The 12,607-nt window shown below is 52.8% G+C and carries 10 protein-coding genes; 3 read left to right on the top strand and 7 right to left on the bottom strand.

Going from position 1 to position 12,607, the window contains the following annotated elements; all coding sequences use genetic code 11:
• The first annotated feature begins 101 nt into the window (after positions 1-101).
• Positions 102-1,520: a sugar porter family MFS transporter gene (locus tag FN037_RS15070; RefSeq protein ID WP_138360180.1), complete on the top strand. Its 1,419-nt coding sequence runs from the start codon at positions 102-104 to the stop codon at positions 1,518-1,520.
• 1 nt (position 1,521) lies between these two features.
• Here the strand turns inward: FN037_RS15070 and FN037_RS15065 are convergent, their stop codons facing one another.
• Positions 1,522-2,517, bottom strand: a complete 996-nt coding sequence (locus tag FN037_RS15065; protein ID WP_142502578.1) for a LacI family DNA-binding transcriptional regulator — start codon at positions 2,515-2,517, stop codon at positions 1,522-1,524.
• A gap of 244 nt (positions 2,518-2,761) precedes the next feature.
• Here FN037_RS15065 and FN037_RS15060 point away from each other — a divergent pair, with 244 nt between their 5' ends.
• Entirely contained in the window at positions 2,762-4,003 is a 1,242-nt protein-coding gene (locus FN037_RS15060) for an MFS transporter (protein ID WP_138360178.1), read from the top strand.
• A gap of 18 nt (positions 4,004-4,021) precedes the next feature.
• Positions 4,022-5,455, top strand: coding sequence for a glycoside hydrolase family 32 protein (locus FN037_RS15055; RefSeq protein ID WP_142502577.1), 1,434 nt, complete (start codon positions 4,022-4,024; stop codon positions 5,453-5,455).
• A gap of 412 nt (positions 5,456-5,867) precedes the next feature.
• On the opposite strand, the gene FN037_RS15050 is transcribed toward FN037_RS15055, so the two are convergent.
• The 6 genes from FN037_RS15050 to FN037_RS15025 all read right to left on the bottom strand — a co-directional run bounded on the left by FN037_RS15050 (position 5,868) and on the right by FN037_RS15025 (position 12,485).
• On the bottom strand, positions 5,868-6,995 hold the full coding sequence (locus FN037_RS15050) for an oligogalacturonate lyase family protein (RefSeq protein WP_138360176.1): 1,128 nt from the start codon (positions 6,993-6,995) through the stop codon (positions 5,868-5,870).
• Positions 6,996-7,060: 65 nt separating this feature from the next.
• Complete coding sequence (locus tag FN037_RS15045) at positions 7,061-8,347, bottom strand: ABC transporter substrate-binding protein (RefSeq protein WP_138360175.1); 1,287 nt, start codon at positions 8,345-8,347, stop codon at positions 7,061-7,063.
• A gap of 16 nt (positions 8,348-8,363) precedes the next feature.
• Complete coding sequence (locus tag FN037_RS15040) at positions 8,364-9,491, bottom strand: ABC transporter ATP-binding protein (RefSeq protein WP_138360174.1); 1,128 nt, start codon at positions 9,489-9,491, stop codon at positions 8,364-8,366.
• A 12-nt stretch (positions 9,492-9,503) separates the two neighbouring features.
• Positions 9,504-10,406 (bottom strand): carbohydrate ABC transporter permease, encoded by a 903-nt coding sequence (locus FN037_RS15035; protein WP_138360173.1) that lies wholly within the window; start codon positions 10,404-10,406, stop codon positions 9,504-9,506.
• Positions 10,399-11,289, bottom strand: a complete 891-nt coding sequence (locus FN037_RS15030; RefSeq protein WP_138360172.1) for a carbohydrate ABC transporter permease — start codon at positions 11,287-11,289, stop codon at positions 10,399-10,401. Before FN037_RS15030 ends, FN037_RS15035 begins: the two co-directional genes overlap by 8 nt.
• An 869-nt stretch (positions 11,290-12,158) precedes the next feature.
• Positions 12,159-12,485 carry a cupin domain-containing protein gene (locus tag FN037_RS15025; protein ID WP_138360171.1) on the bottom strand — a complete coding sequence of 109 codons (327 nt, stop codon included), beginning with the start codon at positions 12,483-12,485 and terminating at the stop codon, positions 12,159-12,161.
• Between the last annotated feature and the right edge of the window lie 122 nt (positions 12,486-12,607).

Genomic DNA, 12,607 nt, shown 5'->3' with positions numbered 1-12,607 from the left:
AATAGCTAATTAATCCATATTTTTGGCTTGTCCGGCCTGACACTTGAGTTCACCGATCTCGTACTTTCACCCTATGTCTTACTTCGTCTGGCAGGAAAAAAATGATTTCAATTAGTCACGACTCTACATCCATCCCGGGTACGCAGCGCGATACCCGGCGCATGAATCAGTTTGTCTCAATTGCCGCCGCGGTGGCAGGATTGCTGTTTGGTCTCGACATCGGGGTGATTGCCGGCGCCTTGCCCTTTATTACCGAACATTTTGTATTATCCAGTCGCCTGCAGGAGTGGGTCGTGAGCAGCATGATGCTGGGAGCCGCGATTGGCGCATTATTTAACTGCTGGCTCTCTTTTCGGCTGGGTCGCAAATACAGTCTGATGGCGGGCGCAGTGCTGTTTGTCGCCGGTTCCGTGGGCTCTGCTTTTGCGACCAGCATTGAAATGCTGCTGATAGCAAGGGTTATTCTCGGGATTGCCGTGGGGATCGCTTCTTATACCGCGCCGCTGTATCTCTCTGAGATGGCGAGTGAACATGTGCGCGGCAAGATGATCAGTATGTATCAATTGATGGTGACGTTGGGGATCGTGATGGCGTTTCTCTCCGATACCGCATTTAGCTACAGCGGTAACTGGCGGGCGATGCTTGGCGTGCTGGCATTACCCGCCATTGTGCTGATTATTCTGGTGATCTTTCTGCCTGACAGCCCCCGCTGGCTGGCGGAAAAAGGACGCCATATCGAAGCGGAAGAGGTGCTGCGGATGCTGCGTGATACTTCAGATAAAGCCCGTGACGAGCTGAATGAAATCCGCGAAAGCCTGAAGCTGAAGCAGAGCGGCTGGGCGCTATTTAAGGTCAACCGCAACGTACGCCGTGCGGTATTTCTCGGCATGTTGTTGCAGGCGATGCAGCAATTTACCGGTATGAACATCATCATGTATTACGCGCCGCGTATCTTTAAAATGGCTGGTTTTACCACCACTCAGCAGCAGATGGTGGCGACCCTTGTGGTCGGTCTGACGTTTATGTTCGCCACTTTTATTGCCGTCTTTACCGTTGATAAAGCCGGGCGTAAGCCAGCGCTAAAAATTGGTTTTAGCGTCATGGCTATCGGTACGCTGGTGTTGGGTTACTGCCTGATGCAGTTTGATAATGGCACCGCTTCCAGCGGCCTCTCCTGGCTCTCGGTCGGGATGACAATGATGTGTATTGCAGGCTATGCGATGAGTGCCGCGCCGGTCGTGTGGATTTTGTGTTCGGAAATTCAACCGCTGAAATGCCGCGACTTCGGTATTACCTGCTCAACCACCACTAACTGGGTGTCGAATATGATTATCGGCGCAACCTTCCTGACTTTACTGGATACCATTGGCGCGGCAGGAACCTTCTGGCTCTATACCGTGCTAAACGTTGCGTTTATCGGCGTGACATTCTGGCTGATCCCGGAGACCAAAAATGTCACGCTGGAGCATATTGAACGCCAACTGATGTCCGGTGAGAAACTGCGCAATATTGGTAATTAAATTACAATGACTCACGCGGTAACCATGGGCTGGCAACCCGCACCGTCTGCCGGTGACTGTCGCCGTTAATAATATGCAGGGCGCTCAGGCGCCCGATGTCATAGTGTGGTAACTGTACTGTCGAAAGCGGCGGTAAAAACAGATCGCCGATCCCCACCATATTGTCGTAGCCCACCACCGCCACATCCTGCGGAATGCGCAGCCCCTGGGCCAGCAGCGTTTGATAGACCATAAAGGCGATTCGGTCATTGCCACAAATGACCGAATCGAATGACGGCGCTTGCTGGTGAATATGTGCCAGCAGCATGGCAGGGATATCGCGATAGTGCTCATCGCCGTACGCCATATAGCAATGATCGAGTGTGCCTGGATCGATACCCGCTTCCAGACAGGCGCGTTCCAGCCCCTGACGGCGGCGGACGGTAGCCAGATGATTGGCCGGTAGATGCAGGCACAGCGGACGACGATAGCCCGCGGCTAACAGCGCCTGTACCGCCGTATACTGACCTTGCTCATCATCCGGGATATAGCTGGCAACCGGATCGCGCAGACTTTCGCAGTTGGCGAGCACGCAGGGGAGGGTCAACAGCTTGGCCGGGAGCGGCACCTGGCGCAGGCCCATGGTGGTGTAGATAATGCCGTCCGGACGATGGGAGAGCAGCAGATCGACAATGGTTTCCGGGCTATCGTCGGAAAACATGTTCACCACGAAGCTATTCCAGCCGTGTGCCCGCGCGGTTTCTTCGATGGACAGGGTAATTTCCACCGAGAATGGTGTGGTGACGGTATCCAGCGCCAGCACCCCAATGGTGTTTGGCGTGGCGTGCGCGCCGCGGATTTTTTTCGCCGACAGATCGGGAACGTAATTAGTCTGTTCGATAGCGGCCTGGACGCGGGACAGGGTCTCCGGTTTCAGTTTTTCCGGGCTATTCAGCGCCCGCGACACCGTCATCAGCGATACATTCGCCAGCCTTGCCACATCTTTCAGAGATGCCATATTGAGTGCTCCACCATTGCCGTCCGACAACGGGTTATACAACTAAGTTGCTGATGTAAAAGGATCATACGACATTCTATCCCACACATGGCGTACGCGTGGATGAGGAATATTTGATCGTGATCTCATTCCTGTTATGTTAACGTTAACTTTTGTGATTAACATCATAAATATCAGCAAAACGGCATGAGTTTCTTTTTTTGTTAACGTTACCATATCGGCATTACCCCAACATGAGAATGTTATGATGAAAGCGCATCGCTCTCAGAGCTATCCGTTACTCAGTGCCTTACTGTTTTTCTTTTTCGTCACCTGGTCTTCTTCAGGCTCGCTGCTCTCTATCTGGTTGCATCAGGAAGTGGGGCTGAAAGCGGGGGACACCGGCATCATTTATGCGGTGCTTTCCGTCTCCGCGCTGTTTGCCCAGGTTTGTTACGGCTTTATACAGGACAAGCTTGGTCTGCGCAAAAATCTGCTCTGGTATATTACCGTGCTGCTGATCCTCTCTGGTCCGGCCTATTTGCTATTTGGTTATCTGCTGAAAATTAACGTATTGCTGGGCAGTATTTTCGGCGGGGTTTATATCGGTCTGACCTTCAATGGCGGCATTGGGGTGCTGGAATCTTATACCGAACGCGTAGCGCGCCAGAGCCAGTTTGAGTTTGGCAAGGCACGAATGTGGGGATCGCTGGGCTGGGCGGTGGCGACGTTTTTTGCCGGTTTGCTGTTTAACATCAACCCGCACTTAAATTTCGCGGTAGCCAGTTGCTCCGGACTGGTGTTCTTTATTTTACTGGCGCGCTTGCGGGTTTCCTCTGCGCCGCACGCTATGCAGGAAGCGGTATCGGGGGGAAAAGTCACGCTGGAAGATGCCTTGCGTCTGCTGACCCTGCCGCGCTTTTGGGCGCTGGTCTTCTTCGTGGTTGGCACCTGCATTTACGGCGTGTACGACCAGCAGTTTCCTGTCTACTTCTCTTCTCAGTTCCCGACCTTGCAGGAAGGCAACGAGATGTATGGTTACCTGAACTCGTTCCAGGTGTTCCTTGAAGCTGCTGGCATGTTTTGTGCGCCGTGGCTGGTCAACCGTATCGGCGCGAAAAACGGCCTGATCTTTGCCGGGATGGTGATGGCGATGCGTATGGTGGCCTCCGGGCTGGTGGAAGGGCCGCTGCTTATCTCGATTAGCAAACTGCTGCATGCGGTCGAACTGCCGGTGCTGCTGGTCTCTATCTTTAAATACAACAGTTTAAATTTTGATAAACGCCTCTCATCTACCCTGTATCTGGTGGGCTTTGCCTGCACCAGCTCGGTTATCGCCACGGTGTTGTCGCCCCTGGCGGGCTATAGCTATGAAAAATACGGTTTTGCCCACTCCTACTTGATTATGGGACTGCTGGTGTTCTGTACCACCTTTATCTCCATCTTTTTATTACGGTCCGGTAAGTCATCTTCCGATCCGCTGGTGCCGCAAACTTCCGCTATCTGAAGCAAAAGAGTAACGCATATGATCTATTCAATTTCCAGGGCTGAGAAAGAACTGCAGGCGAAACATGAAACGCTGAACCTGCGCTGGTATCCGCGTTATCACCTGGCCGCACGAGCTGGCTGGATCAACGATCCAAATGGCCTGGTCTGGTTTGATGGCTGGTATCACGCTTTTTACCAACATCATCCGTATTCCACACAATGGGGGCCGATGCACTGGGGCCACGCGCGTAGTAAGGATCTGGTGCACTGGGAGCATTTGCCGGTGGCGCTGGCTCCCGAAGGTCCGGAGGATAAAGACGGCTGCTTCTCTGGTTCGGCGGTGGTTGATGGTGATACGCTGGCGCTGATTTACACCGGGCATAAATTCCACGGCGATCCCGGCGACGAAGCCAACCTCTATCAGGTGCAGTGTCTGGCGACCAGCCGCGACGGTATTCACTTTGAGCGTCAGGGGATCGTGGTGGATACGCCGCCAGGCATGCACCATTTCCGCGACCCGAAAGTGTGGCGAGAAGGGGATAGCTGGTACATGATCGTCGGCGCTCGTGACGGCGATACCGGGCAGGTGCGGCTGTATCGTTCCGCTGATTTGCGCCAGTGGCATGATGCGGGCATTCTCGATGAGGCGGAAAAAGAGATGGGCTATATGTGGGAATGCCCGGATTTCTTTCTCCTCAACGGTAAACGTGTGCTGATGTTTTCCCCGCAGGGGGTGGCGGCGAAAGGTTATCAAAATCGAAATCTGTTTCAGAGCGGCTATCTGCTCGGCGAATGGCAACCGGGGCAGGCGTTTGTTCGCGAGAGCGGGTTTGTTGAAATGGATCACGGCCACGATTTTTACGCCCCGCAAAGCTTCCTGACCCCCGATGGTCGGCGGATCGTGATTGGCTGGCTGGATATGTGGGAATCACCGCTGCCGGAGCAGCAGGACGGCTGGGCGGGAATGCTTTCGTTGCCACGTGAAGTGAGCCTGAGTGCGGATAATCGGTTGCAAATGCGCCCGGCTAAAGAGGTGGAAAGCATGCGCGGCGCCTGGTTTCCCTGGCCGGTCGCTACCCTGAAAAACCAGCAGACCACAATGGTGGAAAGCTGTGAGGCGATGGAGGTTGTTGTGCACTGGGATTGCGCGAATAGCCACGCTGAACAGTATGGCCTGAGCGTTGGTGAGGGGCTGCGCGTGTATGTGGATGCGCAGATGCAGCGCCTGGTACTGGAACGCCATTATCCGCAGTATGGTCTGTGCGGGACGCGTAGCGTACCTTTGGCCGCTGGTGAGAATCTCAAACTGCGGATATTCTTCGATAGCTCTTCCGTGGAAGTGTTTGTTAATGAAGGGGAGGCGTGTCTTAGCAGCCGGATATATCCGGATACAGGCCGTCGCGAACTGGCGCTGTTTGCCTGGAGCGGTTGCGCATTTTTAACTGAAGCGGGTGCCTGGCAGCTCGAATAATAGTATTTAAGTGTTGTTAATAACCCGCCTTTGACCTTGGGCGGGTTGTGAATGTCATCCTTGTTGTGGATACAGGAAATCCCCAGTCAGGCGAACGCGGGCCGGTTAAGCCCGCCATCGGGTTTTTTATGCGGTGTCGTTCACGGGCTGTGGATATAACCAATATCTTCGTATTGACGGTGAACGGAACAATCCACCGACCAAAATCAGGCAAAAATAAAAATGCGTCATTTCGCCAACACCACCTGTTAACCGAATTCTTCTGACCGGCAATAAAACCTGGCGAATGGCGCTTCACCGATCGGCAGGGGGTTATCCCTGGCGCCGGCAGACAATGTCTCTTGACCAGAAGATCTGCTCAAGAGACGGCTTTGTGTGAGGGGGATGAAATCAGAGGGACGACGCTGCAGTATTACACTTCCGCCAGATACAGCGCCGGCATGCCTTCTTTATCGGAGGTGAACAGCACCCAGCGGTTATCCGGTGAAAATGACGGATGTGGGTGCGTCGCCTGACGCTCGCCGTCGATCACTTTCCATGTCGAGTCATGGCGACAAACCGCGGTCTGCTTATTGGTACGAATATCAAATACCCAAATAAACGGATCGTTAAGTTGAATATCGCCGGTGCTGTGCGGCGCGCCGTCGCCGACCACCAGGGAACCATCTTGATTGCTCATCAGATGTGAGCAGGGGGGAATGGCCATCAACTGGCTATTCTTCAGCGTCGTCGGGTCGGCGCAGCACAGATAGCGATGCGGATCGTTTTCCTGATGCGCAACATAGTAAAGCGCGGAGCCATCCGGCACCCAGAACTCGTGGGTGAAGCTCTCTCCCGGCTGGTGCTGGCGAACCTTACGCATATTGCTGCCGTCCGCGTCGATAAGCCACATCCGGGCATCGATCGCATCCCGTGGCCCCTCATGACAGAAGGCGATAGTGCGGTTATCAAACGGGCGGTAAATCGGATGACCGAGCCAGCGTTTCTCCTGCAAAACCACGCGCTGTTCGCCGCTGCGCAGATCGATATTAATCAGCCGACACGTCGGCCGGGTAAAGTAAAAGGCGCGGAATTTGCGCCAGTCGGTCAGGGGTTGCCAGTCGCTTTTTTTTATTTCAATCCCCACCAGTTGGCTACAATCACTATTAGCGACCCAGGTACCGTAAGCCACCCATTGGTCATCTACCTGATAAACGACCTGTTCTTCCAGCGACATCAGGTCCACACGACGCAACTGCTGGTTGTTTTTCACATACCACAGCGACCGATCGTCATCGGAAAGAAAACCGCCGAAGGTATTATCCCCCGGACCGTCGGTGAGCTGGATTGCCTTCTGCGCGGCAATATCGAGTAAATAGTAGTTCCAGTGGCCCTCAAACGCGCCGCCGAAAATAAGCTTACCACCGTCACGGGTAAAACATTTTTGATAGAAGTAGTTGCGATGGCAGATAACATGCGGTGGCGTCATCCGGATCACCGGGTGACCGGTTTCGCTGTCTTGTGTATGCAGAAAGTTCAGCGGGATGATTTTGCCTTTCATGATTCCCTCCTTGCACAAAAATACCCCGCAGCCGGCGCTGCGGGGCAGGGACTGATAACCAACAATTAGCGCATTGCGCGACGCAGGATACGGTCAGACTGACGCTGGAAGTCCGCCGCCGCCTCTTCTACGGTTTTCTGCCCATAATCAATGTACTGCAGAGTGGTGCCGAACTGGGCGACGATCTGTGGGTCATCGAAGTAAGGTGATACAGACAGTTTGGTCGGCAGAGACTGAGCCAGTTTCAGGCCAGAGACTGCCGGGTCATCGGCTTTGATGGTGCCGTCTTCGGTCAGGTATTTCACCGCCACTTGACTTAATGGTACGCCACGCTCCAGGCCCAGGGTATCAACGCCTTCCTTGCTGTTCAGCAGGAAGTTAATGAGTTTCGCTGCCGCTTGCGGGTTTTTCGTTGACTTGCCGATGGAGAGCATCTGCGCCGGTTTAAAGAACAGGCCCGCGTCGGTCGCGCCTGGCAGCATCGGATACGCCCCCAGTTCCAGCTTCGCCGGTGGCTTCAGGTTGTCGGAGTATTTGGTGATCGTCGAGTTCCACATATAGGTTCCCGCCCACTCGCCCTGAATCCACGGCTTCATTTCATACATATTGCTCTTGCCGAATGACGCGTAGTATTTGGTGTCCGGCATCACGTGGCTATCAATTAATTTTTTATACATCTGGAAGAATTCAACCCACTGCGCTTTGCTCCAGGAGAATTTCTTCGTCTTCTCGTCGATCGCCGGTTGGTTGTACTTCTGCACCATATATGAATTCAACAGCGCCAGCGTATCCTGGTGCTCCAGCACCACCGGGTAGTACTCTTTACCGAGCTTGCTTTCGAAGGTTTTACCCGCCGCCATCAGCTCGTCCCAGGTTTTCGGATACGCAATGCCTGCTTTTTTCCAGGTCTCATTGTTGAAGTAGAACACGCGAGCGGTAACGGAGATCGGTATACCGTTGAGCTTGCCGTCCACGGTGGTGGATTGCAGCTCTTTGGCCGGAAATTGGCTCAGATCGATAACGTCCTTCATCTTATTGAGATCGTAGAAGCCTTCGCCATTTTTCGAGAAGATGGGCAGCCAGTTCCAGTTTGTCTGCATCACGTCCGGCTCGGTACCGCCAGCGATTTGCGTGGTCAGGCGCGAAAGGTGGCCATCCCAGCCGGTATATTCCGCTTTAACGTTAATATCCGGGTTTTGCTTGTGGAACTCTTCCAGCGCCTTCAGGGTGACCTGGTGGCGACCATTGCCGCCCCACCACGACATACGCAGGTCGACATCTTTTGCCATTGACGGCAGCGCGGTAAGGCTCAGAGTTGCGGAGATTGCGGCGCTTAAAAGCACTTTTTTCATTTTAATACTCCAGTGTTCACAGAGAGATGTTCTGTTCAGTTTTAGCGTCAAAAATATGGCACTTGTTGAAATCAAATTTGAAATGCACCTTACGATGAAGCCCTTTCTCAATCATGGGTTTCGCTTCATCTGACGGAACGCGGGCGGTCAGTTCATAATCCGCAACCTTCAGATAGACGAAGAATTCATGTCCCATATTTTCCACGCGCACCATTTCGCCAGTGCATGATCCTTCGGCAAACGGTTCATCGGAGAGAGAGACGAACTCCGGGCGCACACCGAAGAATACCTGTTGGTCCTTATGCGCGGCGACTTTACTCTGCAGGGTGTCGTTTAACGGCAGCAGCTCATCGCCAATGGTCAGGTGCAGGCGACCCGCGTGTTCAACCAACTGGCTGGGGCGGATATTCATCTCTGGCGCGCCGATAAAACCGGCTACAAACATATTTTTCGGCTTATGGTAGAGGTTGTCCGGGGTATCAACCTGCATGATATGGCCCAGCTTCATTACGCAAATGCGATCGCCCATGGTCATCGCTTCGGTCTGATCGTGGGTCACGTATACGGTGGTCGCCGGTTTGCCGGATTTCTTCAACTGTTTGTGCAGATCGGAAATGCGGATACGCATTGAGGCACGCAGCTTGGCATCAAGGTTAGAGAGCGGTTCATCGAACAGGAATACATCGGGTTTTTTCACAATTGCGCGGCCAACCGCCACGCGCTGCGCCTGGCCGCCGGAGAGCTGACGAGGCAGGCGATCCAGCAACTCTTCCAGTTCGAGAATTTTTGCCGCTTCGTTCACATGGGCGTCAATTTTATCCTTCGGCATTTTGCTCAGCTTCAGGCCGAAAGCGAGATTTTCGCGGACGGTCATATGTGGGTAAAGCGCATAGTTCTGAAATACCATCGCGATCCCGCGTTCTTTTGGCGCGAGATTGTTGACGATTTTTTCCCCGATGCGCACCTCGCCGCCGCTGATAGTTTCCAGACCGGCCAGCATGCGCAGGGTGGTGGATTTGGCGCAGCCGGAGGGGCCAACGATGACCATAAACTCGCCATCAGCGATTTTCAGATCGATACCATGTACCGCTTTGAAGCCGTTGGAGTAGACCTTTTCCAGTTTGTTGAAAATAACTTCAGCCATGATATTTCCCTCTTAACCTTTAATTCCGCTGCTGGTTACGCCCTGTACGAAGTAGCGTTGTGCCAGGAAGAACACGATGATGGACGGCAGAATGGAGATACTCGCCATTGCCAGAATTTCGTTCCACGGAGCGCCTTCCGTGACGTCGATGGACATTTTCAGCGCCAGTGCAATTGGATATTTATCGACGCTGTAGACGTAAATCAGCGGGCCGATAAAGTCGTTCATCGACCACATAAACTGGAACAGCGCGACGGAGATAATCGCCGGTTTCAGAATCGGCACCACGACGTACCACAGTACCTGAATGGAGTTGCAGCCATCGATCTGCGCCGCTTCTTCCATATCGCGGGGGACGCCGCGCAGGAACTGAATCAGCATAAAGACGAAGAACCCCTGGGTGGCGAAGGCCAACGGCAGGTACAGCGGCAGATAGCTGTTCAGCATGCCCATTTCACGGAACATCAGGTACTGGGGGATCAGCAGCACGGTGCTCGGCAGGAGCATGGTGGTGATAAGGGTGGCGAACCAGAATTTTTTCCACGGGATCTCGAAGCGGGCGAAGCCGTAGGCCACGATGGTGGAGGAGATAATGGTCAGCAGTACTTTCGGAATGACATACTTGAAGGTGTTCAGCATGTAGTGACCGAAGTTGTACTCAGTCCCGGTTTTCCAGCCGTTGATAAAACCCTCCCAGGTCGCGTGGGCAGGCCACAGACTCAGGGTGGTGAAGATCTCGTGATTCGGTTTGAACGACGCCGAGAACATCCATGCCAGCGGGTAGAGCATCAGCAGGCCGACGAACAGCAGGATCACATAGCGAATCGAGCGACTGATTTTTTCACGACGCAGAGTTCGTGCGACTTCACGTGCGGCGATGTCTCTTGCTTCAGAGATTTGTTGAATATCAGCCATTTTTGCCTCCCTTATCGGCGGAGTAGAACACCCAATATTTCGAAGACTTAAACGCAATGGCGGCAAAGACCGCGACCACCAGGAACAGCACCCACGCCAGCGCCGCGCCGTAACCCATATCGAAGTACTTAAATGCGGTGTCGTAGATATAGAGTGAGAACAGATAGGTGGAATAGGTTGGGCCACCGCCGGTAATGACGTACGGGCCGGTAAACTCCTGGAACGCCTGAGTGGTCTGCATAATGAAGTTGAAGAAAATCACCGGGGTGATCAGCGGTACCGTGACCTTCATAAACATCTGCCATTTTGACGCGCCATCGATCATCGCTGCCTCATATTGAGACTGCGGCACGTTCTGCAACGCCGCGAGGAAGATCACCATCGCGGAACCAAACTGCCAGACGCGCAGCAGGGTAACGGACATCAGCGCCAGCGAAGGTTCGCCGAGCCAGTTGACCGGATCGAAGCCGAATACGCCAATAAAGCTGTTCAGCAGCCCGTCGATTGCAAACAGCGCGCGCCACAGGACGGCGATCGCCACGGAGCTACCGAGAATCGAGGGGATGTAGTAGGCGGTACGGAAAAAACCGATACCACGCAGTTTGAAGTTGAGGACAAAAGCGATCCCCAGCGCGAAAGCCAGTTTTAACGGAATGGTTAAAAAGACATACGCGAACGTCACGCCCATGGATTTCCAGAAGAGGCTATCTTCGGTCAGCATGTAGCGATAGTTTTCGATGCCGTTAAACACCGGTGGATTCATCAAATCGTACTCAGTGAAACTGAGGAAGAAAGATGAAACAAAGGGAAAGGCGGTAAAGACTATCAGCCCGATAATATAGGGCGATATCCATGCCAATCCCAGGAGCTTGTTTTCATTCATACATACCTACCTGGCTTACGAGTTTTAATACGGATTCTGTTGACTGCCTTTCCCGCGGGCGCCGCCGCCGGAAAGTTAATGTGTTTTTGCTATGTCAGCCGTGAGTCATTCCTTAATGCGCTTTTTACTTATTGAGAACGTTTTCGCTCTACTTATCCTTGCAGAGCATGTGTTTTTTGATTTTGTCTTACCTTGCGTCCTGATTTTGTAAAACGCCGTTTTAATTTTATTTTATTGCTATTTATCACAGAGTCATTCAGTTCATCGCGGAAATGTGATCAAAGTCGAAACGATGTTTCAAAAAGGTGCGGAGGCGCGCATTTTACCGGGAAAATGGGCCTGAAACAGGATGAGGCGTGAGCTGGTAAAAGCCGGGTGGGGGAAATAATTAGCCTTGTTAATGATTTGGATAAAATCTACTTTAGGACAGATATTTTTAGCGGGAAAGTTCAGAAAATGGTGGGGGGACGCTGATGCACGTCAGTGAAAGGCCATTTACGGGGGAATCAGGCTTTGTTACAGCCAGAAAGGTGCGATTAAGCGGTGGTTCTGGCGAAAAACCAGGATGTTGTTTACTCGTTATACCCGTCATACTTCAAGTTGCATGTGCGTTGGCTTTCCTCGTTCACCCCAGTTACGTACTGGAGTACGCTCCCGGGGATTCACTGCGTCGCCGCCTTCCTGCAACTCGAATAATTTAGGGTAGAGTTATCCCGATTCATCCGGAATAATTTCGGATATCGTTTGTTTGTGGTTTTCAGCAACCGGAAAAAAGAGATTCACGCCGACAGACGTGACACCATAAAATCGCATAAATGGCGTCACTGACTCGCATCAGGGCACGCAGGGCATGCCCCGGAGATGAGATATTACTTTTGCAGAAAATCCTGGCGAATCGGGGTAAAAGTATCAAGAAGCGTACCTGGTTTCAGGCAGATACAGCCATGCATAATCTCTGGTTTCTTGTAGAGGGTATCGCCTGCGCTCACCACATGTTTTTCATCGCCGATGGTGAATTCAAACTCGCCGGAAAGAACATAGGTGAGTTGTTCGTGGGGATGGTTATGCATCGGCCCGATGGCGCCTGCTTCGAAGTTCACCTCGACCGCCATCATGTTGCCATCGTGCGCAAGGATGCGGCGGGTTACGCCATTGCCCAGATCTTCAAGGGTGGTCTCTTTATGGAAAATAAACATCTGGTCGTCCTGTAGTTAATTAAAACGCTGTTTCACTTAATTTACACCACAATCTTGTAAAAAGAAACGAATGTCAGGAGAAGTGGAAAGCTGATCACAAGTTCGGCGTCGCAAAGGTATTC

This window comes from Klebsiella sp. 2680, from assembly GCF_900198535.1.
Classification (GTDB): Bacteria; Pseudomonadota; Gammaproteobacteria; order Enterobacterales; family Enterobacteriaceae; genus Klebsiella; species Klebsiella indica.
The sequence above is the reverse complement of the archived record's forward strand: the minus strand, read 5'-3'. Positions and strand labels throughout refer to the sequence as shown.

Coding starts and splice junctions, on each gene's coding strand:
- FN037_RS15070 (WP_138360180.1), top strand. CDS start 102: ATGATTTCAATTAGTCACGACTCTACATCCATCCCGGGTACGCAGCGC.
- FN037_RS15035 (WP_138360173.1), bottom strand. CDS start 10,406: ATGGCTGATATTCAACAAATCTCTGAAGCAAGAGACATCGCCGCACGT.
- FN037_RS15030 (WP_138360172.1), bottom strand. CDS start 11,289: ATGAATGAAAACAAGCTCCTGGGATTGGCATGGATATCGCCCTATATT.
- FN037_RS15045 (WP_138360175.1), bottom strand. CDS start 8,347: ATGAAAAAAGTGCTTTTAAGCGCCGCAATCTCCGCAACTCTGAGCCTT.
- FN037_RS15025 (WP_138360171.1), bottom strand. CDS start 12,485: ATGTTTATTTTCCATAAAGAGACCACCCTTGAAGATCTGGGCAATGGC.
- FN037_RS15060 (WP_138360178.1), top strand. CDS start 2,762: ATGATGAAAGCGCATCGCTCTCAGAGCTATCCGTTACTCAGTGCCTTA.
- FN037_RS15040 (WP_138360174.1), bottom strand. CDS start 9,491: ATGGCTGAAGTTATTTTCAACAAACTGGAAAAGGTCTACTCCAACGGC.
- FN037_RS15050 (WP_138360176.1), bottom strand. CDS start 6,995: ATGAAAGGCAAAATCATCCCGCTGAACTTTCTGCATACACAAGACAGC.
- FN037_RS15065 (WP_142502578.1), bottom strand. CDS start 2,517: ATGGCATCTCTGAAAGATGTGGCAAGGCTGGCGAATGTATCGCTGATG.
- FN037_RS15055 (WP_142502577.1), top strand. CDS start 4,022: ATGATCTATTCAATTTCCAGGGCTGAGAAAGAACTGCAGGCGAAACAT.